Origin of the sequence: Variovorax sp. PAMC 28711 (assembly GCF_001577265.1) — a bacterium.
Lineage (GTDB): Bacteria > Pseudomonadota > Gammaproteobacteria > Burkholderiales > Burkholderiaceae_C > Variovorax.
The window spans coordinates 1058920-1084358 of sequence record NZ_CP014517.1 but is presented as its reverse complement, the minus strand read 5'-3'; the positions used below and the strand labels follow the sequence as shown (position 1 = coordinate 1084358).

Sequence of the window (25439 nt, the reverse complement as noted above, 5' to 3'; positions counted from 1 at the left end):
CGACATGACCGCTGAAGAACTGCAAACCATCATCCAGGGCGGCCTGCCCTGTGAACACATCGCGCTCGAAGGCGACGGCCGTCACTGGTACGCGACCATCGTGTCGGGCGAGTTCGAGGGCAAGCGCGCGATTCAGCGCCACCAGCGCGTCTACGCGACCCTGGGTGCGAAAATGCAGACCGACGAAGTGCACGCGCTGTCGATGAAGACTTACACGCCCACCGAGTGGGCTGCTCTCAACCCCTGAGCCTTATTCCATGGACAAACTCCTGATTCGCGGTGGGCGCACGCTCAGCGGCGAGGTATTCATTTCCGGTGCCAAGAACGCCGCGTTGCCCGAACTGTGCGCCGCGCTCTTGACCGACCAGCCGGTCACGCTGCACAACGTGCCGCGTCTACAGGACGTGTCGACCATCCTCAAGCTGTTGCACCACATGGGCGTGACCAGCGAGCGCGACGACAAGGGCACCGTGCGCCTGGACGCCGGCGACCTGAGCAACCCCGAAGCGCCCTACGAACTGGTCAAGACGATGCGCGCCTCGGTGCTCGCACTGGGCCCGCTGCTCGCGCGCTTCGGCCATGCACGCGTGTCGCTGCCGGGCGGTTGCGGCATCGGTTCGCGTCCGGTCGACCAGCACATCAAGGGCATGCAGGCGATGGGCGCCGAAATTGTCGTGGAGCACGGCTACATGATCGCCAAGCTGCCGGCGGGGCAGACGCGCCTCAAGGGCGCGCGCATCCTGACCGACATGGTCACCGTCACCGGCACCGAAAACTTCCTCATGGCCGCGGCGCTGGCCGATGGCGAGACGCTGCTCGAAAACGCGGCACAGGAGCCGGAGATCGTCGATCTCGCCGAAATGCTCATCAAGATGGGCGCGAAGATCGAAGGCCACGGCACGAGCCACATCCGGATCCAGGGCGTTGACAAGCTCCACGGCTGCGAGCACGCCGTGGTGGCCGACCGCATCGAAGCCGGCACCTTCCTCTGCGCGGTGGCCGCGACCGGCGGCGATGCCGTGCTGCGCCACGCGCGCGCCGACCACCTCGATGCGGTGATCGACAAGTTGCGCGAAGCGGGATGCACTGTCGACGCGGTCGAGGGCGGCATCCACGTGGCGTCGGCCGGTGCCAGCGCGTTGAAGGCCCAGGGCTTTCGCACGACCGAATACCCCGGCTTTCCGACCGACATGCAGGCCCAGTTCATGGCGCTCAACTGCGTGGCGCAAGGCGCCTCGGCCGTGACCGAAACCATCTTCGAGAACCGCTTCATGCACGTGAACGAGCTCGTGCGGCTCGGCGCCAGCATCCATGTCGACGGCAAGGTGGCCGTGGTCGAAGGCGGGCACCAGCTGTCGGGCGCGACCGTGATGGCCACCGACCTGCGCGCCTCCGCCAGCCTCGTGATTGCCGGCCTCGTGGCCGACGGCGAAACCATGGTCGACCGCATCTACCACCTCGACCGCGGCTACGACCGCATCGAAGCCAAGCTGCGCGGTCTGGGCGCCGACATCGAACGTGTGACCGGAGCGGCGGCGTGATCACCCTCGCCCTGTCGAAGGGCCGCATCTTCGACGAGACGCTGCCGATGCTGGCTGCCGCCGGCATCGAGGTGACCGAAGACCCCGAGAAATCGCGCAAGCTCATCCTGGCCACCAACCAGCCGGACGTGCGCGTCGTGCTGGTCCGCGCGTCCGACGTGCCGACCTACGTGCAGTGGGGCGGCGCCGACCTCGGCGTGACCGGCCTCGACACCATGATCGAGCACGGCAACGCCGGGCTCTACGTGCCGCTCGACCTCAAGATCTCGGCCTGCCGCATGAGCGTGGCAGCGCGTGCCGACTTCGACTACGCGCATGCGGTGCGCCAGGGCTCGCGTCTCAAGATCGCCACCAAGTTCGTCGGCATCGCGCGCGACTTCTTCGCCAACAAGGGCGTGCACGTCGACCTGATCAAGCTCTACGGCAGCATGGAACTCGCGCCGCTCACGGGCCTGTCCGACGCCATCGTCGACATCGTTTCGACCGGCAACACGCTGCGCGCGAACAACCTGGTCGAGGTCGAGCACATCATGGACATCAGCGCGCGCCTCGTCGTCAACCAGGCCGCGCTCAAGCTCAAGCGCGAACCGATTCGCCGCATCATCGACGCGTTCGCGTCGGCCATCCCACAGTCCTCACAGTCCTGACGCCATGAAATTGGTCGCTGCTCCCGCCCGTCTGTCGACGGCTTCCGCCACCTTCAACGAAGAGTTCAAGGCGCGGCTGCACTGGTCGGCCGATGCGGATGCGGCCATCGAAAAAGTCGTGGCCGACATCCTCGCCGACGTGCAGCGGCGCGGCGACGACGCGGTGCTCGAATACACGAACCGCTTCGACGGACTGGGCGCCGTGTCGGTCGCGCAGCTCGAGCTCACGCAGGCCGAACTGAAGGCGGCTTTCGAGTCGCTCCCCGCCGTCCAGCGCGAAGCCCTCGAAGCTGCCGCGGCCCGCGTGCGCAGCTACCACGAGGCCCAGAAAAAAGCGTCCGGCGAGAGCTGGAGCTACCGCGACGCCGATGGCACGCTGCTCGGCCAGAAGGTCACGCCGCTCGACCGCGTCGGCATTTACGTGCCGGGCGGCAAGGCCGCTTATCCGTCGAGCGTGCTCATGAACGCGATTCCGGCGCACGTTGCGGGCGTCGGCGAAATCATCATGGTGGTGCCGACGCCGCGCGGCGAGAAGAATCCGCTGGTGCTGGCAGCCGCGTACGTGGCGGGCGTCACGCGGGCCTTCACGCTCGGCGGCGCGCAGGCGGTGGCGGCGCTGGCCTATGGCACCGTCACCGTGCCGGCCGTCGACAAGATCACCGGTCCGGGCAACGCCTACGTGGCCGCCGCCAAGCGCCGGGTGTTCGGCACCGTGGGCATCGACATGATTGCGGGCCCGAGCGAAATCCTCGTGCTGGCGGACGGCAGCACGCCGCCCGACTGGGTCGCCATGGACCTGTTCAGCCAGGCCGAACACGACGAGCTCGCCCAAAGCATCCTGCTGTGCCCCGACGCGGCCTACATCGATCGCGTGCAGGCCGAAATCGACCGCTTGCTGCCGACCATGCAGCGCGCCGACATCATTGCGGCCAGCCTGAACGGCCGCGGCGCGCTGATCCACACGCGCAGCATGGAAGAGGCCTGCGAGATCAGCAACCGCATCGCGCCTGAACATCTCGAAGTCAGCAGCAGCGAGCCGCACCGCTGGGAGCCGCTGCTCAAGCATGCAGGCGCGATTTTCCTGGGCGCGTTCACGAGCGAGAGCCTCGGCGACTACTGCGCCGGCCCGAACCATGTGTTGCCGACCAGCGGCACCGCGCGCTTCAGCTCGCCGCTTGGCGTCTACGATTTCCAAAAGCGATCCAGCTTGATCGAGGTGAGCGAGCAGGGCGCGCAAGTGCTCGGCCGCATCGCCGTCACGCTGGCGGAGGGCGAGGGTTTGCAAGCGCACGCCCGGGCCGCCGAATTGCGTTTGCGCACGAGCTGATTCGCGATAGCCTGCAGGCCATGTTCAATACCGTCGGCTACCTGAGACGCTACCGTGATCCGCACGGCGCGCTGGGAATGTTGGCACCGGCCTGTCGCCAGGTCGACACCGTTCAGCTCGTGCGGGTGCCGATGCATCCGGTGTTGCTCGACAGTGCCGCCGTGCCGCCCCGCGCCAAGGTGATGCTCGGCCGAATGTTTGGCCATATGAGGCTGGTTCCGAAGGCCTATGCGTCCGGCGGGCGGGCGCTTCTCGTCCGGGAATTCCTGACGGTTCCGTTGTTCCTGGTTGCGCCGGTGCTCTGGCCACGCCGGCGCGCGATGTGGTTCCTGTGCAACCACAACATCGGGCAGGCGGCCAAGCGGCCCGTGCATCGCTTCATGATGCGCACGCTCGCTGCAGTGGGTTTCCGCTTCGTCGTCTACGAGTCGCTCGACACCTGGACGCCGGTGGCTGCGCACCCGGACCCTGCACGGGTGATCGCATTGCCCCACCCGATCCCCAGCGTGGTTCGGCGGGCGCCGGTGCGCGAGCTTGCCGGGCGCCGCATCGTGGTCGGGTTCATCGGCAATTTCAGGGCAGAGAAGTCGCCGCTCTGGGCGCTCGATGCGATCGCCAGGGCCAGCGCCGAGGGGCGTTTCACGCCGGCGATCGACATCCTGATCGGCACAGCCGACGCGGAATTCCTCGACCGCTGGCGGGACCGGGCGGCAGTGATCGACACTACGACCCGAGCCGATTACCTGCGCGCACTTGAATCCTGCGACATGGTGGTGCTGCCCTACGACGAACTGTCATACAGCTGGCGAGTGTCGGGCGTCCTGTCCGAAGCTGTGGCGCTGGGTTGCCTCGTGGTCACGCCGGACCTGCCGACGCTGCGTGATCAGGTCGGGCTGCCTTTGCCGGCGGGCGTTTGCTATAAGGATCGGTCGGAACTGGTCGACTGCGTACAGCGGGCGATCGGCATCGCACTTCGGCCCGCAGGGGCGCAAGCCACGCAGGCGCACATCGACCATCGGTCGATCGTCACCACCGCAAAAGTGATCGCACGGATGGGGGCATCGTGAAACCGGAATCATTGGATCTACAGAACAGCAGGCACCACTGGAGTCTCGGCCACAAGCTTCGCAGGGCGACCTGGATGCTGGTCTGGAACGTGCTGGGCCGCTTCGGGCCGCGTGCCTTTTCACCGATGCGGATCCTGCTGCTGCGCATGTTCGGCGCGACGATCGGCGAGGGCGTGCTGATCTGCCCGGCGATCAAGGTGCTGATGCCCTGGCACCTGAACATCGGCGCATTCACGGCCGTCGCCGAGGGAGTGGACATCTACAACTTCGGCCAGGTCCACATCGGCAAGAACACCTGCGTCTCGCAGGGCGTGTGGCTGTGCACCGGCTCGCATGATTACAACGTGCCCAACTTTCCGTTGATCTGGGACGACATCCGCGTCGGCGACGGTGTGTGGCTGGCGGCGCAGAGTTTCGTGGGCCCTGGCGTCACGATCGGCGACGGTGCGGTGGTCGGTGCGCGTTCGGTCGTGACGCGCGATCTCGAGGGATGGACTGTTTATGCGGGGAATCCATGCGCGCTGATCAAGCCGCGGCGGCGCGACTAGCCCGGCGCCTCCGCCTCGTGGTGGGCGCCGTGATGCTGCTGGCGATCGGTGTCACCCACGCGATGACCCTTCGCGAATTCCGCACCCTCGAGACGCAGGAGAAGAAAAACGGCAAGGCCTACGCCAGCTATTACCTTGTCGGCGTGATGGAGGGGTTGCGCGAAGCCAGCGACGCGTCGCTGCGCAACGGCCAGAAGCCATCGTTCTGCATTGAAAACCGGAAGATCGAGCCGTCGATGGCGCGCTCGCTCTACCAGACCGAACTCGCGCGCCATGCCGATATTTACGAGGCCGACATGCCGGTGCAGCTCGTGATGTCGAACGCGCTGGGCAACAGCTACCGCTGCACGCACTGACCACTTTTTTCCCATGACCGTTTCCCCGCTGGCGCGCTTTCGCCCCGATGTGCAGTCGATGCACGCCTATGCCGTGCAGGACGCGCGCGGCCTCGTCAAGCTCGACGCCATGGAGAACCCCTACGGTTTGCCGCCGGCGTTGCAGGCGGCGCTCGGCGCGCGGCTCGGCGCGCTCGCGCTCAACCGCTATCCCGGTGATCGCGGCGACGATCTGAAGCGCGCGCTGGCCATCCACGCGCACCTGCCTGAAGGCTTCGCCTTGATGCTCGGCAACGGGTCCGACGAACTCATCTCGCTGCTCGCCATGGCCTGCGACCTGCCCGGTGCAGCCATCCTCGCGCCGGTCCCCGGCTTTGTGATGTACGCGATGAGCGCACAGTTGCAGGGTCTCCGGTTCATCGGCGTGCCGCTCACCGCCGACTTCGCGCTCGACGCGGCCGCGATGCTCGCCGCCATCGCGCGCGACAAGCCGGCCATCGTCTACCTCGCCTATCCCAACAACCCGACGGCCAATTTGTGGGACGACGCCGTGATCGAGAAGATCGTCGAAGCGCAGGGCGCCCAGGGTGGACTGGTCGTCATGGACGAGGCCTACCAGCCGTTCGCCTCGCGCAGCTACCTCGACCGCATCGAGCGCCACGGCCACGTGCTGCTGATGCGCACGCTGAGCAAGTTCGGCCTCGCGGGCGTGCGGCTCGGCTACCTGATGGGGCCGGCGGCGCTGATCGCCGAAGTCGACAAGGTGCGCCCGCCCTACAACATCAGCGTGCTGAATTGCGAGTGCGCGCTCTTTGCCCTCGAGCACGCCGACGTGTTCGAGGCGCAGGCCGAGGCAATCCGGACCGAACGCACGACGCTGCTGGCCGGGCTGGCGGCGCTGCCCGGCCTGAAGGTGTGGCCGAGCGACGCGAACATGGTCCTGGTGCGTGTACCGGACGCGACAAAGACCTTCGACGGCCTGAAGGCGCGCGGCGTGCTCGTGAAGAACGTTTCTAAAATGCACGAATTGCTGGCAAATTGCCTGCGTCTCACCGTCGGAACGGCCGACGAAAACGCGCAGCTGCTCGCCGCCCTCGAAGCCTCACTATGAACACTCCCACCGCCCCCGAAGCCGTCGTCGCGGCCGGCGCACGGACCGCGACCGTCACGCGCAACACCGCCGAAACGAAGATCACCGCCAGCGTCAACCTCGACGGCACCGGCCGGGCGAAGCTGTCCACCGGCATCGGCTTCTTCGACCACATGCTCGACCAGATCGCGCGCCACGGCCTGATCGACATCGCCATCGATTGCCAGGGCGACCTGCACATCGATGGCCATCACACGGTCGAAGACGTCGGCATCACGCTTGGCCAGGCGGTCGCCCAGGCCGTCGGCGACAAGAAGGGCATTCGCCGCTACGGCCACGCCTACGTGCCGCTCGACGAAGCGCTGAGCCGTGTCGTCATCGACTTCTCGGGGCGTCCGGGCCTGGTGATGCATGTGCCGTTCACCAGCGGAATGATCGGCACCTTCGACAGCCAGCTCACCTACGAATTCTTCCAGGGCTTCGTGAACCACGCCTTCGTCACGCTGCACATCGACAACCTGAAGGGTGTCAACGCGCATCACCAGTGCGAAACGGTGTTCAAGGCCTTCGCGCGCGCGTTGCGCTCTGCGCTTGAGCTCGACCCGCGCTCGGTCGGCGTCATTCCTTCGACGAAAGGCTCGCTCTGACCACGAACACAGTGGCCGTCGTCGACTACGGCATGGGCAACCTGCGCTCGGTGTCGCAGGCGGTGCAGCACGCGGCCGACCAGGTCGGCGTGCAGGTCTTCGTCACGTCCGATCCCGAGGTGGTGCGCAAGGCCACGCGCGTCGTGCTGCCGGGGCAGGGCGCGATGCCCGATTGCATGCGTGAACTGCGCGAATCGGGCCTGCAGGAGTCAGTGCTTGAGGCCGCCGCCAAAAAACCGCTCTTCGGCGTGTGCGTCGGCATGCAGATGCTGCTGTCGCGCAGCGACGAAGGCCCGACCGACGGGCTCGGCCTGATTCCGGGCGAGGTCGTCAAGTTCGACCTGCTGGGCCGCCTGCAACCCGACGGCAGCCGCTTCAAGGTGCCGCAGATGGGGTGGAACCAGGTGCGGCAGGCCGAGCCGCATCCGGTGTGGGCCGGCGTGCCCGACAACAGCTATTTCTATTTCGTGCACAGCTTCTACGCGCGGCCGACCGATGTGAAGCACAGCGTGGGCGAGGCCGACTACGGCGCGACCTTCACGGCCGCGATCGCCCGCGATAATATTTTTGCGACCCAGTTCCACCCCGAAAAGAGTGCGGACCACGGATTGCAGCTCTATCGCAATTTTCTCCACTGGAACCCCTAGCCCTTCCGGGCTTGCCTGTCGCCATGCTGCTGATTCCCGCCATCGATCTCAAAGACGGTCACTGCGTTCGCCTGAAACAGGGCGACATGGACCAGTCCACCCTCTTCAGCGAAGACCCGGCCGCGATGGCCCGCAAGTGGGTCGAAGCCGGTGCGCGGCGCCTCCACCTGGTCGACCTGAACGGCGCTTTCGCCGGCAAACCGCAGAACCACGCGGCCATCAAGGCGATCCTGCGGGAAGTCGGCGATGAAATCCCGGTGCAACTGGGCGGCGGCATTCGCGACCTCGACACCATCGAGCGCTACATCGACGACGGCCTGCGCTACGTGATCATCGGCACCGCCGCCGTCAAGAATCCGGGCTTCCTGAAGGACGCCTGCGTCGCCTTCGGTGGCCACATCATCGTGGGCCTCGACGCGAAAGACGGCAAGGTCGCCACCGATGGCTGGAGCAAGCTCACCGGCCACGAGGTGGCCGACCTCGGCAAGAAGTTCGAGGACTACGGCGTCGAGTCGATCATCTACACCGACATCGGGCGCGACGGCATGCTCTCGGGCATCAACATCGAAGCCACCGTCAAGCTGGCGCAGGCGCTCACGATTCCCGTCATCGCCTCGGGCGGCCTGTCGAACATGGCCGACATCGACGGCTTGTGCGCCGTCGAATTCGAAGGCATCGAAGGCGTGATCTGCGGCCGCGCGATCTATTCCGGCGACCTCGACTTCGCAGCGGCCCAGGCCCGTGCCGACGAACTCGCCGGCACCTGAGCGGCGCGTCGGGCGCATGCCGATCCAATCCCTCGACTTCCGCGGCCAGCCGGCGCTGGCGCTCGCCCTGCCGAGCGGCGAGCGCGCCGTCGTGGCGCTGCACGGTGCGCATGTGCTCTCCTGGACCCCGGCCGACGGCGTCGAGCGTCTTTACCTGAGCCCCGATGCGGTGTTCGACGGCAAGGCCGCCCTCCGCGGCGGCGTGCCCATCTGCTGGCCGCAGTTCAACCAGCGCGGCGCGTTGCCCAAGCACGGTTTCGCGCGCAACCTGCCGTGGCAGCCTGCCACCGACGCAACGGAGGGCGAGCTCGCGCTGGTGCTGCAGGACGACGAGGCCACCCGCGCCCTCTGGCCGCATGCGTTCCGTCTGCGGCTGGCCGTGACGCTCGCGCCCCGCAGCCTGCGCATCGCATTGACCGTCCAGAACACCGATGGCATCCCATGGCGCTTCACTGCCGCGCTGCACAGCTATCTGGCGGTCGCCGACATCGCCGCGGTTCGGCTCGAAGGCCTCCAGGGCGCCAACCGCTGGGACGCGGTGCGCGACGAGCGCCAGGTCGAGATGGCCGAAGCGCTGCGCTTCGACGGCGAGTTCGACAGCGTCTACGCCGCGCCGGCCGCGCCGCTCAAGCTGGTGCAACGCGCCGGCATCCTTGAAATCGAACACAGCGCGAGCTGCACCGAAACCGTGGTCTGGAACCCTGGCGCCGCGCTCGCCGCCAGGCTGGCCGACATGCCCGACGACGGCTACCGCCACATGCTCTGCGTGGAGGCCGCGCGCATCGACGACAACGTGCTGCTCGCGCCCGGTGCCGAGTGGCTGGGCTGGCAACAACTGACCGTGATCTGAAAATTCCCATGCTCGCCAAACGCATCATTCCCTGCCTCGACGTGACCGGTGGCCGTGTCGTCAAGGGCGTCAACTTTCTCGAGTTGCGCGACGCCGGCGACCCGGTCGAGATCGCCGCGCGCTACAACGCCCAGGGCGCCGACGAGCTCACCTTCCTCGACATCACCGCCACCAGCGATGGCCGCGACCTGATCCTGCCGATCATCGAAGCCGTGGCCTCGCAGGTCTTCATTCCGCTGACGGTCGGTGGCGGGGTCCGCACGGTCGAGGACGTGCGCCGGCTGCTCAATGCGGGCGCCGACAAGACGAGCTTCAATTCGGCCGCCATCGCGGACCCGCGAGTGATCGAAGACGCCTCGCAGAAGTACGGCGCGCAGTGCATCGTGGTCGCCATCGACGCCAAGCGGCGCAGCCCCGAGGAAGCGGCCACGCGCGGTCCGGGCTGGGACGTCTACAGCCACGGCGGCCGCAAGAACACCGGGCTCGATGCCGTGCAATGGGCGGTCGAGATGGCGCGCCGCGGCGCCGGCGAGATCCTGCTGACCAGCATGGACCGCGACGGCACCAAGAGTGGTTTCGATCTGGCGCTGACCCGTGCGGTGAGCGACGCGGTCGGCGTGCCGGTGATCGCTTCGGGCGGCGTCGGCGCGCTCGACCATCTGTCGGACGGCATCCAGATCGGCGGCGCCGATGCGGTGCTGGCCGCCAGCATCTTTCACTACGGCGAATTCACGGTGGGCGAGGCAAAGGCGCAGATGGCTGCGCGCGGTATTCCGGTGCGGCTTTGAGCCTGTTCGCCGCTCGGTCACGACGGTTTGCGACAATGCTTTGATGGATTGGCTCAACGAAGTGAAATGGGATGCGAACGGCCTGGTGCCGGTCATCGCGCAGGAGCAGGGCAGCAACGACGTGCTCATGTTCGCGTGGATGAACCGCGAGGCGCTCGCCAAGACCGCCGAGCTCGGTCGCGCGGTGTATTTCAGCCGCTCGCGCGGCAAACTGTGGTTCAAGGGCGAAGAGTCGGGCCATGTGCAGACGGTGCACGAGATCCGGCTCGATTGCGACAACGACGTCGTGCTGCTCAAGGTCACGCAACTCGGGCATGAGCCCGGCATCGCCTGCCACACCGGACGCCACAGCTGCTTCTTCAGCAAGTACGACAAAGGGCAATGGACCGCGGTCGAGCCGGTCTTGAAAGACCCGAAAAGCATCTACACATCATGAAGACGACGACGAACACCGACGCGCTGGATCGGCTGGCGACCGTGATCGAAAGCCGCTTGCCCGCGCAGGGCGGCGATCCCGACACGAGCTATGTGGCACGGTTGCTGCACAAGGGTCCCGATGCCTTCCTGAAGAAAATCGGGGAAGAAGCGACCGAGGTCGTGATGGCCGCGAAGGACGCCGACCACGGTGGCGATCGCAGCAAGATCGTCGACGAGGTCGCCGACCTGTGGTTTCACTGCCTGGTGGCACTGGCCCATTACGGACTCAGGCCGGCCGAGGTGATCGCCGAGTTGGCGCGCCGCGAAGGCACCAGCGGCATCGAGGAAAAAGCCCTGCGCAAGTCGCAGCAGCGGGAAGCCGCCGAAAACTCTGACAAGGATGCGTGATGGCCAACGAAATCATTGACGTGACCCCGAACGACTCGCTCAAGACCTGGGGCTGGGTGAGCTATGTGTTGCACCTGGTCGTGGCGGTGGCCGCGGTGTTGCCGGGCGCGCAGGTGTCGGTGTTGCTGCTGCTCATCGCGTTGGTGATCGACCTGGTCAAGCGTGACGAAGCCACAGGCACCTGGCAGGCGTCACATTTCAGCTGGCGCATCCGCTCCGTGCTGTGGGCGGGCGTGCTCTATTTGCTGACGTCGTGGCTCTGGTTGTTGCTGCTGGTGCCGGGCTGGATCGCCTGGGCGTTGATCTCGCTGTGGTTTCTCTACCGCATCGTCAAGGGCATGGTCCGCATGAACGCGGGCCGCACCGTGGAGTCCTGAATGGCGTCGACCGATCCGAACTGCATTTTCTGCAAGATCATCGAAGGCAAGATTCCTTCGCGCAAGGTCTACGAGGACGATGAAATCTTCGTGTTCCACGACATCGCACCGTGGGCGCCGGTGCATTTCATGATCGTGCCGAAAAAGCACATCCCCTCGATGGCGCAACTCACGCCGGACGATGCAGCGTTGATGGGGCGCATCATGACGCTCGCGCCGAAGCTGGCGCTCGACGAAGGTTGCCGTCCCTATCCGGACGGCGGCTTCCGTGTGGTGGTGAACACCGGCAACGAAGGCGGACAGGAAGTTCATCATCTCCACGTTCACGTCATGGGCGGCCCGCGCCCATGGCTCAGGGGCTGATGCCAGTCGCCCGGTAAAATTAGACACATTCTTCAGGAGTCATTCATGGGTTCTTTTTCAATTTGGCACTGGTTGATCGTGCTGCTGGTCGTTGTCATGATTTTCGGCACCAAGAAGCTGCGCAACATGGGTGGGGATCTCGGTGGCGCGGTCAAAGGTTTCAAGGACGGCATGAAAGACGGTTCGAGCGACACGCCGACGCCGCCCGCCGGCCAGGTGACATCGAATCCGGCGACCGACAAGTCGACGATCGACGTCGAAGCTCGCCAGAAGTCCTGATCCGTCACACGACGTGTTCGATCTCGGTCTGGAGAAGATGGCGCTGATCGGCGTGGTCGCGCTGGTCGTGATCGGTCCCGAAAAGCTGCCGCGTGTCGCGCGCACCGTCGGCATGTTGCTCGGCAAGGCGCAGCGTTACGTGAACGACGTCAAGTCGGAAGTGAATCGCTCCATGGAGCTCGACGAGCTGCGCAAGATGAAGAGCACGGTGGAAGACGCCGCGCGCGACGTCGAGCACACCATTCATTCCGGCGCGAGCGATCTTGAGAAGGAGCTTTCAGGCGCCAGCGGCGAAACGCTCTCGGCCCTGGCCGAGCCCGACGCGATCCCGCCCGAGTATCGGCATCCCCGCAAGAACTGGCGCCTGAAGCAAGGCGCCACCCCGCAGTGGTACAAGGCGCGCAATGGTGTGCGCACCAAGGCGCTTTCGGGCGCCGCACGTGTCGCGCGCTTTCGTCCCCACAAGATCAATTGAGCGTCTTCACGCGCCGGCCGCCGCAAAGGCCAATGCACCTTTCTCATGGCCGACACTAAAGACAAAGAAGACGAACTCGCAGGCACCGAGCAGCCGTTCGTGGCGCACCTGGTCGAGCTGCGCGACCGCCTTCTGTACTGCGCCTATGGCCTGGCCGTGGCGGCCGCGCTGCTTGCGATCTGGCCCGGCCCGGGCGGTCTGATCGATCTCATCGCAGTGCCCATCCGGGCGCACATGCCGCCGGACGCCAAGCTGATCGCCATCGGCGTGTTCTCGCCGTTCTTCGTGCCGCTCAAGGTGCTGGGCATGACCTCGGTGCTGCTCGCGCTGCCCTGGCTGATGTACCAGGTCTGGATGTTCGTCGCGCCGGGGCTCTACAGCCACGAAAAGAAGTTCGCCCTGCCGCTGATCTTCTTCGGCAGCCTGCTGGCGTACAGCGGCATCGCATTCGTCCAGTTCTTCGTGCTGGACAAGATGTTCAACTTCATCCAGAAGTTCACCCCGGCCGCGGTGGCCGCGACGCCCGATATTTCGTCGTACGTCGAGGCGATCCTGTCGCTCTACATCGCGTTCGGCGTCGCGTTCCAGGTGCCGATCGTCGTGATGCTGCTCGTGAAGTTCGAGATGGTGACGGTCGAAAAGCTGCGCTCGTTCCGCGGCTATTTCATCGTGGTGTCCTTCGTGGTCGCTGCCGTGCTGACGCCGCCCGACGTGGTCTCGCAGCTCGCGCTGGCGATACCGATGTGCCTGCTCTACGAGATCGGCATCATCGCGTCGAAGTATTTCGTGAAGCACAGCAAGGCGCCGGACGAAGACACCGTGTCGACCGAGGTCGACTCTTCGCCGAACCCCTGATCGTCTGACTATTCGGTCTCGGGCGTCGGCGTCGTCGGTGCGCGCCGGTTGGTGGTCTTGGGGCGCAAGCCCGGTGTCACGTCGAGTTCCATCTTGTCGCCCCCGCGCCGCAACGCGAAGCGTGATGTTTCGCCCGGCTTGAGGCCCGCCACCGCGGTCAGCAACTGCTGGACGTTCTCGATGGGCTTGTCGCCCACCGTGGTGACCACGTCGCCCGGCCGAATGCCGGCCTTGGCCGCCGGACCGTTCTGCAGCACGCCGGTGATGATCACGCCGCTGTCGGCTTTCACACCGAAGGTTTCGGCCAGTTCGGGCGACAGGTCGTTGGGCTCGACACCGATCCAGCCGCGGCGCACCTGGCCTTCCTTCACGATGCCTTCGAGCACGATCTTCGCCATCGACACGGGGATCGCGAAACCGATGCCCATGCTGCCGCCAGAGCGCGAATAGATCGCCGTGTTGATGCCCTGGAGGTTGCCGTTGACGTCGATCAGCGCGCCGCCCGAGTTGCCGGGGTTGATGGCGGCATCGGTCTGGATGAAGTTCTCGAAGTTGTTGATGCCGAGCTGGTTTCGGCCCAGCGCCGACACGATGCCGCTCGTCACGGTTTGCCCGACGCCGAACGGATTGCCGATGGCCAGCACCTGGTCGCCGACCTGCAGCGCATCGGAATTGCCGAGGACGATGACGGGCAGTTTGTCGAGCTCGACCTTCAGCACGGCCAGGTCGGTGTCGGGGTCGGTGCCGATCACCTTGCCGGTGGTGTGACGGCCGTCGTTCAGCGTGACCTCGATCTCGTCGGCGCCCTCGACGACATGGTTGTTGGTGAGAATGTAGCCATCGGTGCTCACAATCACGCCGCTGCCCAGGCCCACCTGCGCCTGGTCTTCGCCCTGGTCGCCGAAGAAGAACTTGAACCACGGGTCGTTGCTGCGCGGATTGCGGCGCGCGGCCTTGCTGGTGTTGATGCTCACCACGGCCGGCGAGGCCTTCCTGGCCGCGGCACTGAGGCTGCCGGGTGCGATCGAACTGGCGCCGCCGTTCGGGGCCTCGACCACCGACACCACGCCGCCGAGCGATGTCGATCGCTTGTTGAGCCATTCGGGCTTGAGCGTGCCGACAACGAAATAAGCCGCGAGCAGGACAGTCACGGCTTGTGCAAACAGCAGCCAGGTGCGTTTCATTTTGGGAGATTCGGGAAAGGATGCTTGGAAAAGTGCATTGTCTCCCAGCGTCGGCCGGGCGCCTTGTAGGCGGGCGCTTCCGGCAGGGGTCAGGCAGCAGATGCCGACTCGCTGCGCCGTGCGGCCACAATCGGCGCATGAGCACCACACGCCACGAGCTGCTGCACGCCTTCGATCTGCTGCTGGCGCCCGAGCGCTTCAAGGACTACGGACCGAACGGACTGCAGGTGGAGGGCCGCACCGTGGTCCGCAAGATCGTGTCGGGCGTCACGGCAAGCCGTGCACTGATCGAGGCGGCCATCCATGCCGAAGCGGACGCGATCTTCGTGCACCACGGTCTGTTCTGGAGCGGGCAGGACGGGCGTGTCACGGGCTGGATGAAGCAGCGCCTCGGGCTGCTGCTCGGTGACGATGTCAATCTGTTCGCCTACCACCTGCCGCTCGATGCGCATCCCGAGCTCGGCAACAACGCCCAGCTCGGGTTGAAGCTGGGTCTGCTGGCGCACCCCGCATCGGCAGGGCGCTTCGGCAAGCAGGACCTGGGCTTCCTGGGTGGCCGCGCCAACGGGGAATCGTTCGCCGACGCGAGGGCGCTCGCTGCGCATGTCGAAACAATGCTGGGGCGCCCGGTCACGATGGTGGACGGCGCCTCGCGCCCCCTCCAGACGATCGCCTGGTGCACGGGCGGTGCGCAGGGCTACTTCGAAGACGCCATCGCCGCCGGTGCGGATGCCTTCATCACCGGCGAGATTTCGGAGCCCCAGGCGCACTATGCGCGCGAGATGGGCGTCGCTTATCTCGCCTGCGGTCACCACGCGACCGAGCGCTACGGCGCGGCGGCCGTGGCCGGACACGTTGCTGCCCAGCTCGGTCTGGCACACGAATTCATCGACATCGACAACCCGGCATGAGCGGGCTGCCGATCGCCATCACGCTAGGGGATCCCGCCGGCATCGGCCCGGAGATCATCGTCAGGGCCTTTCACGATGCGCCGCAATGGACCCGCGGCTGCTTCGTGGCCGGCGACGTCGGCACGGTGCGCGCCGCGTCTCAGGCGCTGCGAAAGGACGGACAGCCGGCATGGCCCATCGCGCAGATCGACGGTCCCGAAGCAGCCCGGCATGCGCCGCCGCATTGCATTCCGGTGCTGCAGGTGGTCGCCCCACCGACCGGCGTGGTGATGGGCCAGGTCAGTGCCGAGGCGGGCCGCGTGGCGGGCGAGTGCGTCGTCTGGGCCGCGCGCGCAGCACTGCGCGGAGAGGTTGCCGCCATCGTGACCGCGCCGCTCCACAAGGAAGCGCTCGCCGCGGCAGGCTTTCCCTATCCTGGCCACACCGAACTTCTGCAGGCTGAGTCGGCGGCTCATCTCGGCCGCACATTGGCCGACGTGCCGGTGCGCATGATGCTGGCGAACGACGAGCTGCGCACGGTGCTGGTGAGCATCCACATGTCGTTGCGCAATGCGATCGATGCGGTCACCTTCGACAGCGTGCTGCAGACGCTGCACATCACGCACCGCGCGCTGTCGGCCGCGCTGGGCCGCGCGCCGCGCATCGGCGTGGCGGGGCTCAATCCGCACGCGGGCGAGGGCGGTCTGTTCGGGAGCGAAGAGCGCGACATCATCGCGCCGGCCATTGCGGCAGCGCGGGCCGCGGGGCTGGATGCGCAAGGCCCGCATGCGCCGGACACGGTCTTCATGCGGGCCCGGCGCGGTGAGTTCGACGTGGTGGTGGCGATGTACCACGACCAGGGATTGATCCCGGTCAAATACCTGGGCGTCGAGAAGGGCGTGAACGTGACGCTTGGTCTGCCCCTGGTGCGGACCAGTCCCGATCACGGCACCGCATTCGACATTGCCGGCAGCGGGCGCGCCGATGCGTCCAGCCTCATCGAAGCGCTTCGCATGGCTCGCACGCTGGTGGGCGCGTCAGCGTGATGACGGGCGTCGGACGCTGTCCCGAATTTCGCGCAACAGCACGACGTCTTCCGGCGTCGCGGCGGGCGCTGCTTCTTCGGTTTTGCGCATCTTGTTGACCTGCTTGACCATCATGAAAATGATGAACGCGAGGATCACGAAGTTGACCGCAATGGTGATGAAGTTGCCGTAAGCGAGCACCGGAACGCCGGCTTTCTTCAGGTCGGCGAGGTTGCTCGCCACGCCGGCCGGAACGGTGCCGAGCACGATGAACAAATTGGAGAAATCCAGCTTGCCAAACACCATGCCCGCCAGCGGCATGATGATGTCGGCGACCAGCGAATCGACGATCTTGCCGAATGCGCCCCCGATGATCACGCCAACAGCCAGATCGATCACATTGCCCTTGACGGCAAACTCGCGGAATTCCTTCAGCACGCTCATGGCGATCCTCTTCTTGGGGTGGGCAGAAGGCGGTCAGTATAGGGGCGCAGTCTTGGCATCCGAGGTGTCGCGCGCACCCTGTTGCGCGATGAATTCGCCTCTTACGCTCCGCTACAATCGCCGGTTGACCCCAGCCCCAGCGAGAAGATTGAGGACCCCCCATGAGTGACATCCCCGTCGGCGCCCCCCGTATCGACAGCAGCAAGCGGACGTGGTTGATCGCCTCCGGTTGTGCCGGTGCAGTGGGTGGCGTGGCCACCGCCATCCCTTTCGTGAGCACGTTCCAGCCTTCCGAAAAGGCCAAGGCAGCGGGCGCCCCGGTCGAAGTCGACATCGGCGCGCTCCAGCCCGGCGAGAAGATGACGGTCGAGTGGCGCGGCAAGCCCGTGTGGATCCTCAAGCGCACGCCTGCGCAATTGGCTGAATTGCCCAAGCTCGACGGCCAATTGGCCGACCCGCAATCCAAGCGCAACCCCGACGAGTTCACGCCGGAATACGCGCGCAATGAAAACCGCTCGATCAAGCCGGAAGTGCTGGTCGTGGTGGGCATTTGCACGCACCTCGGTTGCTCGCCCACAGACAAGTTCCAGACCGGTCCGCAAGCATCGTTGCCCGACAACTGGGAAGGCGGGTTCCTCTGTCCCTGCCACGGCTCCACTTTCGACCTGGCCGGCCGCGTCTTCAAGAACAAGCCCGCGCCCGACAACCTGCCGGTACCGCCGCATATGTATCTCTCCGACACGCGCCTCGTGATCGGCGACGACAAGAAGAAGGCCTGAGGGACACGACATGGCTGAATTCAAGGACATTTCCCCGAACGCGCCGGTCGGCGCAAAGGCCCTCAACTGGGTCGACAACCGCTTTCCCCTGACCAAGCTCTGGAATGACCAATGGGGGAAGTACTACGCGCCGAAGAACTTCAACTTCTGGTACATCTTCGGCTCGCTCGCGATGCTGGTCCTCGTGATCCAGATCGTGACCGGCATCTTCCTGGTGATGCACTACAAGCCCGACGCCAGCCTCGCGTTCGCATCGGTCGAATACATCATGCGCGACGTGCCGTGGGGCTGGCTGATCCGCTATATGCACTCGACCGGGGCCTCGGCCTTTTTCGTCGTTGTGTACCTGCACATGTTCCGCGGGCTGATCTACGGCAGCTACCGCAAGCCGCGTGAGCTGATCTGGATCTTTGGTTGCGCCATCTTTTTGTGCCTCATGGCCGAAGCCTTCATGGGCTACCTGCTGCCTTGGGGGCAGATGAGCTACTGGGGCGCGCAGGTGATCGTGAATCTGTTCGCCGCGATTCCCTTCGTGGGTCCGGACCTCGCCCTGCTGATCCGCGGCGACTACGTGGTGAGCGATGCCACCCTGAACCGCTTCTTCAGCTTCCATGTGATCGCTGTGCCGCTGGTGCTGCTGGGCCTGGTGGTGGCGCATCTGATCGCGCTGCATGAAGTGGGTTCGAACAATCCCGATGGCATCGAGATCAAGGCGAACCGTGGGCCGGATGGGCATCCGCTCGACGGCATCCCTTCGCACCCCTACTACACGGTCCACGACATCTTCGGCGTGGTGGTGTTCCTGACGATCTTCTCGGCCGTGATCTTCTTCGCGCCGGAAGCAGGCGGCTATTTCCTCGAGTACAACAATTTCATTCCGGCCGATTCGCTCAAGACGCCCAATCACATCGCGCCGGTCTGGTACTTCACGCCCTACTATTCGATGCTGCGCGCCATCACCGGCGAGATGATGTACGCCTTGATGGCTTGCGTCGCGGGCGCGGCCGTGTATGCCGTTTGGAAGTCCCGCATGGCCGCGCTCCTGAAGGGCGTTGCGGTTGCGATGGCCGTGATCGCCATCGTGCTGATGCTCAACATCGACGCCAAGTTCTGGGGCGTCGTGGTGATGGGTGGCGCGGTCATCATCCTGTTTTTCCTGCCCTGGCTGGACCACAGTCATGTGCGGTCGATCCGCTACCGCCCGAGCTGGAACAAGTATCTCTACGGCGTGTTCGTCATCAATTTCGTGGTGCTGGGCTACCTGGGTGTTCAGCCTCCTTCGCCGATCGGCGAGCGCGTGTCGCAGGTCGGTACGTTGTTCTATTTCGGCTTCTTCCTGTTGATGCCGTGGTGGAGTCGTCTGGGCGAATTCAAGCCGGTGCCGGAACGCGTGACGTTCTCTGCGCATTGAGCTGGAGAGCAGAAGAATGAAAAAACTGATCCTCACGCTGATCGCCGCACTGGGCATCGTCACCGGCGCACAAGCGGCCGAAGGCGGCCTGGCCTGGGACAAGGCGCCGAACAAGACCAACGACGTCCAGTCGCTGCAGAACGGCGCGAAGCTGTTCGTCAATTACTGCCTGAACTGCCACTCGGCTGCCTTCATGCGCTACAACCGCCTGCAGGATCTCGGCATCACCGAGCAGCAGATCAAGGACAACCTTCTGTTCACGACCGACAAGGTCGGCGAAACCATGAAGGCGAACATCGATCCGAAGCAGGCCAAGGACTGGTTTGGCGCCAACCCGCCGGACCTCACGCTGGTGGCGCGCTCGCGTGCCGGCCACGGCGGCACAGGCGCGGATTACCTCTATACCTATTTGCGCACCTTCTACCGTGACGACACCAAGGCCACGGGTTGGAACAACATGGCTTTCCCCGCCGTGGCCATGCCGCATGTGCTCTGGGAACTTCAAGGCGACCGTCGCCCGGTGTTCGAAAAGATGGAACAGCACGGCCACGAAACCGAAGTCTTCAAGGGCTGGGAGCAGGTGAGCCCCGGCACCATGACGCCGCTTCAATATGACCAGGCCATGGGTGACTTGGTGGGTTACCTGCAGTGGATGGCCGAGCCGGCGCAGAACCAGCGCGTGCGCATCGGGGTTTGGGTTTTGCTGTTCCTCACGATGGCGATGATCTTCGTCTGGCGTCTGAGCGCCTCTTACTGGAAAGACGTCAAGTAGTCCGTTTTTCCCGATCGGATGCTGACGCGTCCGGTCCCTCAGAGTGGGCTGCGCACGCATCCCACTCTTTTTGATTTTTAGGAGTCTTTCGCCATGATGGTGCTGTATTCAGGAACAACCTGCCCCTTTTCCCACCGCTGCCGCTTCGTGCTGTTCGAGAAGGGCATGGATTTCGAAATTCGCGACGTCGACCTCTACAACAAGCCGGAAGACATCAGCGTGATGAACCCGTACGGTCAGGTGCCGATACTGGTCGAGCGCGACCTGATCCTGTACGAGTCGAACATCATCAACGAGTACATCGACGAGCGCTTCCCGCATCCGCAACTGATGCCCGGCGACCCGGTCGACCGCGCCCGCGTGCGACTGTTCCTGCTCAACTTCGAGAAGGAACTTTTCGTGCATGTCTCGACGCTCGAGAACCGCACGGCCAAGGGCAACGACAAGGCGCTTGAAAAAGCGCGTGCGCACATCCGCGACCGCCTCACGCAGCTGGCGCCGGTGTTCCTGAAGAACAAGTACATGCTGGGCGACAACTTCTCGATGCTCGACGTCGCGATCGCGCCGCTGCTGTGGCGCCTCGACTACTACGGCATCGATCTCAGCAAGAACGCTGCGCCGCTGCTGAAGTACGCCGAGCGCATCTTCTCGCGCCCGGCCTACATCGAAGCGCTGACGCCTTCCGAAAAGGTCATGCGCAAGTAAGCGCGTTCTCGCCGACATGATCAACGCGCTCGAATCGTCTTCCACGCGCCCGTATCTCATCCGGGCGCTGTACGAATGGTGCACCGACAACGGTTTCACGCCGTATGTCGCGGTGCAGGTCGACGACACCGTTCAGGTGCCGCGGGAGTACGTGAAGAACGGCGAGATCGTGCTGAACATCAGTTTTGATGCCACCAGCTCGCTGAAGCTGGGCAACGACTTCATCGCGTTCAAGGCGCGGTTCGCCGGCACCGCGCGCGAGATCAACGTGCCGATCGGGCGCGTCATCGCGATCTATGCGCGTGAAAACGGGCAGGGCATGGCGTTCCCTGCGCCGGCCTCCGCAGCTTCGGCACCGGGCCAGCCCGCTTCAGTCGACGGCCCGGCACCGGCGCTGCGTGATGCGTCGCGTCCGGACGGCGATCCGAAAATCATGCACTTGGTCACCGGTGACGAACTGACCGACGAATCCGTCGCCGATGCCTCGGCGGGAGATGGTGAACCGCCCCGACCGCCACCGGCGACCGGCGGCGCCAAGCCTTCGCTGAAACGCATCAAGTAGGCATCGAGCCTGCACCGCTAGAATTCTTTTTCCGTGCCGCCTTAGCTCAGTTGGTAGAGCACCCGCCTTGTAAGCGGAAGGTCGTCAGTTCGATTCCGACAGGCGGCACCAAATTTAAGCCCGGCAACATCCGACGTTGTCCGGGCTTTGTTTCTTTTCGCTGTACAGCCTTACTTTTCCCGTCCGAAGTCGTCCATCGAAGTATGCCGTAGTCCGGCTATGCTCGGGGGCACATTTGGGGGCACCAATTTTTGCCTGGGGGCATATCGGTAACTGCTCGCACACGAAGACTGTTCGAGCCGTATAGGCGCTTGCTCGCGCTGTACAGAACGAAGGGTGCACAACAGTATCTAGTGGCATTAGTGGAAGTCGCACGGCACGAGCGCATCGAGCAGTTGCGCCGCTCGCGCATGCCCATGCGCCGCATCGCTTCATCGTCGGGCGCAGCGTGTCCACTGTCTGTCGCCTGCTCCAACGTCTGGGCCTGGCTAGCATGAAGGCGCTTGAGCCTATTGCGCCAATCCTTCGCTACGAGCGAGAAGCGACCGCCGGGCTGCTGCACATTGACACCAAGAAGCTCGGGCGCATCGTGCAGCCCAGCCACCGTGTGACGGGCGACCGTCGCGATGCCGCACACGAGGCGCCGGCTGGGAGTTTGTTCATGTGGCCATGGACGACCACCCGCGCGTGAGCTTCGTGCAGACGCATACCAACGAGCGCAAAGGTTCGGTCGCGATCTTCCTTCTGGCGGCGGTGGCGCACTACGAGTCGCCGGGCGTGAAGATCAATCGCCTGAGCACGGACAACGGCTCGGCCTACCGATCGCAGCTGTTTGCCGAGCCCTGGTATCAACCACACCTTAACCAAGCCTTACCACGCGAAGACCAATGGCAAGGCCGAGCGATTCATCCAGACGTGCCTGCGCGAGTGGGCTATGGAAGCGTCTGGACCAACAACGCGGAGCGCACTGCATCCCTGCCAGCCTTCCTGAGCTACTACAACACCTGACGGCCGCACTCGGCCCTGGGCTAAAAGCCTCCAGCCTCCCGCCTCTGCGGAAATAACCTATTGTGCAACTCAGCACCTAGCGCGCTTGGGCTAATTAGCGGATATTCGATAATGCAAGAGAGCTTCCAGCATGCTATTAAACCCGCTCAGCGCAATTCCTTGACGAACGCGTTTTCAGATGATGAACGCGCCATGATAAGGACTACTGGCTTTAGCGAGGTAGAGCTGTTGAAAAGCTTGAAACTCGCTGCGAGACAGATGCGAAATTTAGCTCCGAACCAGAATACAGTGATCCTGCGGCCAGAACTTCCTCAGGTCGAAACCGTCGTAACTGCCGTCGTCGCTTGAATTGTAAAATTAAATCAATTTTACTCAAGATAGGGTCAATACGACGTAACTTCCCCCAAATTTTGCGGAACCAACGAGCATCCTCGATGCGAGCTGGCCAGGACGCTGCATCGATCAACGGGAGTTTATAGTCTGAAAACAAAGCTAAGATAAAAGTGGAGCACGTTAATCCACTCCCGTCTTGCATATTGACAAAATTGCCACTTGCATCAAAATTTCCGGTCGGACGGAAGAAAGCACTGTACGGAATTGGATGAATTCCTGTGCGAGATGAAATCGCAACTATCTCAGCCCAATCGCAAAACAATTCCTGTACATCTGGATCAATCCCGTCCATCTCAATCCAGCTATAATGGCGGGCCTCCCACCGTTGGTAAAGCAGAGTCTTGTTCCAGCCTAAATGCAACATCACAAGAGCTCTGGAAGCCTGCTTGTAGACGAGCGCGACGTGACGCTGTCCCCGTTCTCTTGTAAGAGAGCTTCCCGCTATGGCGATACCGAGGACGTTTTTTTGGGTGAATGGAGTTTCTTCAGGTGGGCGAATCAACACTTTCCCCCGCCGACGGATTCTCCATACCCACGAACATCGCTTGTGGACTTTTCCCCTTCTCTTCGATTGCATCCCAAGCGCGTCGATACGTCTTCTTCCACGCCGGTAAAGCCTCTTGAGTCCGCGCCGTGGCACGTATTAAACCAGTAAGAGCTTTACTACTGAGGCGAGCAGTATCAACGTCAGCTAATAGCTTGTTCGTGGCAAACCATTCGTGCGACTGAGCATTCGATTCAACAAAACGCATCAGCTGCTTTGCAGCATCCCTTGAGAGTTTTTCGGTTTCAAGCTTGTACGCGATCGACAGTGCAGCAGCTACAACTCTATTCGCAGTAGACAGAGCTGTTTGAGCTCGAGAATCCGCAACAAGTGCTAATTGCTCTAAAGCTGAGGCAAAGATATTTGTTGTTGGCGCACTAGCAAAACAAACCAATGCAGGCCGCTGATGCGGATCAACTACAGGAGTGGTGAGGCTGTTTTCAGCCCAATAAGAATGGCTTTTGCGCCGATCGCGTTCCAGAGTCCGACATGCGGTTAAGAAAAATTCTTCGTCCGTGGATGACGAGGGCTGCGGGTTGATCATTGCATGCCCTTGTTGAGAATGTTGTCGCAAACGCTAGCCAGTTCGGAGATAACACCAACTATTTTCTCTCGCGGGATTGGTTGGTTCCGATCTGCATCAGTATTTACATCCAAGATGGACTGGACATAACTGTTCTGAATTGTGTTCAACGCAATCCCTGTTGTCGGCGCAGTCCCATCGAACATCGATGCATTGACGAAAATGCTTGCCCATGTGGCCAACGCATTAATCTGCAGGTCGGGAATCAGTGCCGACGCCAGAGGCGTATTTACCCGAAGTTGAAAGTCTTTATGTCGCGAGGAATCAAGGTTAACAAACGACAGAAGCTCCGCGAGCTTTCTATATCCGGCATCGCGATCTGCAACTGGAAAAAGCGCGCCTCCGCCGATGGCCACCCGGTAGATGGGCATTTGCTGCCCTGAGAGCCAGGCTTCCAAGCGCCTTGCGAGATCTCTTATCTCTTCCACGGCATCGAAGAGTACAGGGGGTATGGATTCGGGCATCACGTCCAACCTAGGCTGCACGACGCAGTCCATACGATTCATGGTGAACTTAATCTCAATACGACGGCGGGCGTCCAGCGGGGCACTCGCAACTCGCTCCGACATAACAGGGCGAGAGCCCGTCTCTGCCGGTTCACCGCCGGTCAGTGCACGAACCACGATGCTTGGGTCTTCAGGCCATATGACGCTAGAAAACAGTGTGATGCGAACATGATCCGCGCTCCACTTCGTATTGCCATCTGCCACCGAAACTCCTTTGGACCGCCGCTAGTAATGTAAGCACTAGTATCAGTCAGATTGTGAGTGTGAAGCTTACCCCAGCCACGTTAGGTTTTTCACGAAAAAGGTTGTAGGGAAGCTGTGAGCGGCACCATGCACGGCTCCGCCGGGCCCTCGTCGTCTTAGGCAAGGAGATACGAAGACCACGATGTAGCAGCTACTGATCCACAAGTACCGTCGTCCAAGTGAGCTACACCCATAGCGGACGTTCCACGACACGCACAAAAGTGTATGGAGAGGGTCCCTTCTCAAATAAGTGACATATTCTGGAATAAGCCTTAGAGTCTATCCATACAAAATGAGATTGAATCTCTGACAGCTTCCACAGCGCCGTCGAACCATCCGTTCAAAGGCATGCGCGTCGGCTACGTCCGGGTTTCCACCGCCGGCCAGCACGATGCACGTCAGCTGGACGGAGTACCCCTCGATAAAACTTTCGCCGACCAAGCGAGCGGCAAGGACACGGAACGGCCGCAACTCAAAGCCATGCTCGAGTTCGTGCGGGAAGGCGATTGCCTATTCGTTCACAGCATGGACCGCCTGTCGCGTTCGCTTCGGGATTTGCAAGACGTGGTCAAGGGGCTGACCGACCGCGGCGTGTCCGTCTGGTTCGTGAAGGAAGGCATGAAGTTCACCAGCAGCGATGACCCCATGGCCACGTTGATGCTGCAGCTCCTCGGTGCCGTGAGCCAGTTTGAACGCGCGCTTATCAAGGAGCGACAGCGCGAAGGCATTGCGATCGCAAAAGCCAGCGGGGTCTACAAGGGCCGCAAGCCGGCCTTAAACAAGGAAGCTGCCGAGACGCTGCGCGACATGGCTGTAAACGGGATTCCCAAAGCGCAAATCGCATCCACGCTTGGCATTTCCCGGGCAACGGTCTACGAATACCTCAAGACCACTGCCTGAGCCGTAATGTTCCGCGACCTTCTAAGTGTTCGCAGTGCCCCGGACGCCGGGCATAGCCGTAC

General features: G+C 63.5%; 33 protein-coding genes, 1 tRNA gene and 1 pseudogene. 30 read left to right on the top strand and 5 right to left on the bottom strand.

What is annotated here, in order from left to right; genetic code table 11:
- Window positions 1–4: 4 nt before the first annotated feature.
- From AX767_RS05525 to tatC, 20 genes are all read left to right on the top strand, one after another.
- A complete protein-coding gene (locus tag AX767_RS05525; RefSeq protein WP_068629366.1) occupies window positions 5–247 on the top strand; it encodes a BolA family protein in 243 nt (80 codons plus the stop codon).
- A gap of 10 nt (window positions 248–257) precedes the next feature.
- The gene (murA, locus tag AX767_RS05520) at window positions 258–1541 is read left to right on the top strand and encodes a UDP-N-acetylglucosamine 1-carboxyvinyltransferase (RefSeq protein ID WP_068629364.1); all 1284 of its coding nucleotides are present in this window, start codon (window positions 258–260) and stop codon (window positions 1539–1541) included.
- Window positions 1538–2188, top strand: coding sequence for an ATP phosphoribosyltransferase (hisG, locus tag AX767_RS05515; RefSeq protein ID WP_068629362.1), 651 nt, complete (start codon window positions 1538–1540; stop codon window positions 2186–2188). Before murA ends, hisG begins: the two co-directional genes overlap by 4 nt.
- 4 nt (window positions 2189–2192) lie before the next feature.
- Entirely contained in the window at window positions 2193–3515 is a 1323-nt protein-coding gene (gene hisD, locus AX767_RS05510; RefSeq protein ID WP_068629360.1) for a histidinol dehydrogenase, read from the top strand.
- A gap of 20 nt (window positions 3516–3535) precedes the next feature.
- Entirely contained in the window at window positions 3536–4582 is a 1047-nt protein-coding gene (locus tag AX767_RS05505; protein WP_068629358.1) for a glycosyltransferase, read from the top strand.
- 74 nt (window positions 4583–4656) lie between these two features.
- Window positions 4657–5130 carry a putative colanic acid biosynthesis acetyltransferase gene (locus tag AX767_RS05500; protein WP_068629356.1) on the top strand — a complete coding sequence of 158 codons (474 nt, stop codon included), beginning with the start codon at window positions 4657–4659 and terminating at the stop codon, window positions 5128–5130.
- Window positions 5097–5486 carry a hypothetical protein gene (locus AX767_RS05495; protein ID WP_237288560.1) on the top strand — a complete coding sequence of 130 codons (390 nt, stop codon included), beginning with the start codon at window positions 5097–5099 and terminating at the stop codon, window positions 5484–5486. The genes AX767_RS05500 and AX767_RS05495 overlap by 34 nt, the downstream gene beginning before the upstream one ends.
- A 13-nt stretch (window positions 5487–5499) precedes the next feature.
- The gene (gene hisC / locus AX767_RS05490) at window positions 5500–6576 is read left to right on the top strand and encodes a histidinol-phosphate transaminase (RefSeq protein ID WP_068629354.1); all 1077 of its coding nucleotides are present in this window, start codon (window positions 5500–5502) and stop codon (window positions 6574–6576) included.
- Window positions 6573–7202 (top strand): imidazoleglycerol-phosphate dehydratase HisB, encoded by a 630-nt coding sequence (hisB, locus tag AX767_RS05485; RefSeq protein WP_068629353.1) that lies wholly within the window; start codon window positions 6573–6575, stop codon window positions 7200–7202. The genes hisC and hisB overlap by 4 nt, the downstream gene beginning before the upstream one ends.
- Window positions 7203–7234: 32 nt before the next feature.
- Entirely contained in the window at window positions 7235–7849 is a 615-nt protein-coding gene (gene hisH, locus AX767_RS05480; RefSeq protein WP_068633381.1) for an imidazole glycerol phosphate synthase subunit HisH, read from the top strand.
- Window positions 7850–7872: 23 nt separating this feature from the next.
- A complete protein-coding gene (gene hisA / locus AX767_RS05475; RefSeq protein ID WP_068629351.1) occupies window positions 7873–8616 on the top strand; it encodes a 1-(5-phosphoribosyl)-5-[(5-phosphoribosylamino)methylideneamino]imidazole-4-carboxamide isomerase in 744 nt (247 codons plus the stop codon).
- A gap of 16 nt (window positions 8617–8632) precedes the next feature.
- Entirely contained in the window at window positions 8633–9466 is an 834-nt protein-coding gene (locus tag AX767_RS05470; RefSeq protein WP_068633379.1) for a D-hexose-6-phosphate mutarotase, read from the top strand.
- 8 nt (window positions 9467–9474) lie between these two features.
- Window positions 9475–10254, top strand: coding sequence for an imidazole glycerol phosphate synthase subunit HisF (gene hisF / locus AX767_RS05465; protein WP_068629349.1), 780 nt, complete (start codon window positions 9475–9477; stop codon window positions 10252–10254).
- Between the two features lie 43 nt (window positions 10255–10297).
- Window positions 10298–10690 carry a phosphoribosyl-AMP cyclohydrolase gene (gene hisI / locus AX767_RS05460; RefSeq protein ID WP_068629347.1) on the top strand — a complete coding sequence of 131 codons (393 nt, stop codon included), beginning with the start codon at window positions 10298–10300 and terminating at the stop codon, window positions 10688–10690.
- The gene (locus AX767_RS05455) at window positions 10687–11079 is read left to right on the top strand and encodes a phosphoribosyl-ATP diphosphatase (RefSeq protein WP_068629346.1); all 393 of its coding nucleotides are present in this window, start codon (window positions 10687–10689) and stop codon (window positions 11077–11079) included. The genes hisI and AX767_RS05455 overlap by 4 nt, the downstream gene beginning before the upstream one ends.
- Complete coding sequence (locus AX767_RS05450; RefSeq protein ID WP_068629342.1) at window positions 11079–11456, top strand: DUF4870 family protein; 378 nt, start codon at window positions 11079–11081, stop codon at window positions 11454–11456. The genes AX767_RS05455 and AX767_RS05450 overlap by 1 nt, the downstream gene beginning before the upstream one ends.
- Window positions 11457–11819, top strand: a complete 363-nt coding sequence (locus tag AX767_RS05445; RefSeq protein WP_068629340.1) for a histidine triad nucleotide-binding protein — start codon at window positions 11457–11459, stop codon at window positions 11817–11819.
- A 45-nt stretch (window positions 11820–11864) separates the two neighbouring features.
- Entirely contained in the window at window positions 11865–12098 is a 234-nt protein-coding gene (gene tatA / locus AX767_RS05440; protein WP_068629338.1) for a Sec-independent protein translocase subunit TatA, read from the top strand.
- Between the two features lie 13 nt (window positions 12099–12111).
- Window positions 12112–12573 (top strand): Sec-independent protein translocase protein TatB, encoded by a 462-nt coding sequence (tatB, locus tag AX767_RS05435; RefSeq protein ID WP_068629336.1) that lies wholly within the window; start codon window positions 12112–12114, stop codon window positions 12571–12573.
- Window positions 12574–12618: 45 nt separating this feature from the next.
- Window positions 12619–13428, top strand: a complete 810-nt coding sequence (gene tatC / locus AX767_RS05430) for a twin-arginine translocase subunit TatC (RefSeq protein WP_068629334.1) — start codon at window positions 12619–12621, stop codon at window positions 13426–13428.
- Between the two features lie 8 nt (window positions 13429–13436).
- Here the strand turns inward: tatC and AX767_RS05425 are convergent, their stop codons facing one another.
- The gene (locus AX767_RS05425) at window positions 13437–14612 is read right to left on the bottom strand and encodes a Do family serine endopeptidase (RefSeq protein ID WP_068629332.1); all 1176 of its coding nucleotides are present in this window, start codon (window positions 14610–14612) and stop codon (window positions 13437–13439) included.
- Window positions 14613–14749: 137 nt separating this feature from the next.
- Between AX767_RS05425 and AX767_RS05420 the strand changes: the two genes are divergently transcribed.
- Window positions 14750–15523 carry a Nif3-like dinuclear metal center hexameric protein gene (locus AX767_RS05420; RefSeq protein ID WP_068629330.1) on the top strand — a complete coding sequence of 258 codons (774 nt, stop codon included), beginning with the start codon at window positions 14750–14752 and terminating at the stop codon, window positions 15521–15523.
- Window positions 15520–16548: a 4-hydroxythreonine-4-phosphate dehydrogenase PdxA gene (gene pdxA, locus AX767_RS05415; protein ID WP_068629328.1), complete on the top strand. Its 1029-nt coding sequence runs from the start codon at window positions 15520–15522 to the stop codon at window positions 16546–16548. Before AX767_RS05420 ends, pdxA begins: the two co-directional genes overlap by 4 nt.
- Here pdxA and mscL read toward each other — a convergent pair.
- Window positions 16540–16971: a large conductance mechanosensitive channel protein MscL gene (gene mscL, locus AX767_RS05410; protein ID WP_068629326.1), complete on the bottom strand. Its 432-nt coding sequence runs from the start codon at window positions 16969–16971 to the stop codon at window positions 16540–16542. The genes pdxA and mscL overlap by 9 nt on opposite strands.
- A gap of 161 nt (window positions 16972–17132) precedes the next feature.
- Here mscL and petA point away from each other — a divergent pair, with 161 nt between their 5' ends.
- The 7 genes and pseudogenes from petA to AX767_RS22145 form a co-directional block, all read left to right on the top strand.
- Window positions 17133–17750, top strand: a complete 618-nt coding sequence (gene petA, locus AX767_RS05405; protein ID WP_068629324.1) for a ubiquinol-cytochrome c reductase iron-sulfur subunit — start codon at window positions 17133–17135, stop codon at window positions 17748–17750.
- A gap of 10 nt (window positions 17751–17760) precedes the next feature.
- Window positions 17761–19161: a cytochrome b gene (locus AX767_RS05400; RefSeq protein WP_068629322.1), complete on the top strand. Its 1401-nt coding sequence runs from the start codon at window positions 17761–17763 to the stop codon at window positions 19159–19161.
- A 16-nt stretch (window positions 19162–19177) separates the two neighbouring features.
- Window positions 19178–19933: a cytochrome c1 gene (locus AX767_RS05395; RefSeq protein ID WP_068629320.1), complete on the top strand. Its 756-nt coding sequence runs from the start codon at window positions 19178–19180 to the stop codon at window positions 19931–19933.
- 93 nt (window positions 19934–20026) lie between these two features.
- Window positions 20027–20638, top strand: a complete 612-nt coding sequence (locus tag AX767_RS05390) for a glutathione S-transferase N-terminal domain-containing protein (RefSeq protein WP_068629318.1) — start codon at window positions 20027–20029, stop codon at window positions 20636–20638.
- A 16-nt stretch (window positions 20639–20654) separates the two neighbouring features.
- Window positions 20655–21200 carry a ClpXP protease specificity-enhancing factor gene (locus AX767_RS05385; RefSeq protein WP_068629316.1) on the top strand — a complete coding sequence of 182 codons (546 nt, stop codon included), beginning with the start codon at window positions 20655–20657 and terminating at the stop codon, window positions 21198–21200.
- A gap of 35 nt (window positions 21201–21235) precedes the next feature.
- Window positions 21236–21311 (top strand) — tRNA-Thr (locus AX767_RS05380).
- Window positions 21312–21562: 251 nt separating this feature from the next.
- Window positions 21563–22232: pseudogene (locus tag AX767_RS22145) on the top strand (integrase core domain-containing protein); the annotation flags it as partial.
- A 187-nt stretch (window positions 22233–22419) separates the two neighbouring features.
- On the opposite strand, the gene AX767_RS21270 reads toward AX767_RS22145, so the two are convergent.
- The 3 genes from AX767_RS21270 to AX767_RS05370 are packed head-to-tail and all read right to left on the bottom strand — an operon-like array spanning window position 22420 to window position 24438.
- The gene (locus AX767_RS21270; RefSeq protein WP_156480967.1) at window positions 22420–23106 is read right to left on the bottom strand and encodes a hypothetical protein; all 687 of its coding nucleotides are present in this window, start codon (window positions 23104–23106) and stop codon (window positions 22420–22422) included.
- Window positions 23087–23689 (bottom strand): hypothetical protein, encoded by a 603-nt coding sequence (locus tag AX767_RS21265; protein ID WP_156480966.1) that lies wholly within the window; start codon window positions 23687–23689, stop codon window positions 23087–23089. Before AX767_RS21265 ends, AX767_RS21270 begins: the two co-directional genes overlap by 20 nt.
- Window positions 23686–24438 (bottom strand): hypothetical protein, encoded by a 753-nt coding sequence (locus AX767_RS05370; protein WP_156480965.1) that lies wholly within the window; start codon window positions 24436–24438, stop codon window positions 23686–23688. The genes AX767_RS21265 and AX767_RS05370 overlap by 4 nt, the downstream gene beginning before the upstream one ends.
- A gap of 387 nt (window positions 24439–24825) precedes the next feature.
- Between AX767_RS05370 and AX767_RS05365 the strand changes: the two genes are divergently transcribed.
- Window positions 24826–25377 carry a recombinase family protein gene (locus tag AX767_RS05365; RefSeq protein ID WP_068629312.1) on the top strand — a complete coding sequence of 184 codons (552 nt, stop codon included), beginning with the start codon at window positions 24826–24828 and terminating at the stop codon, window positions 25375–25377.
- Window positions 25378–25439: the final 62 nt, after the last annotated feature.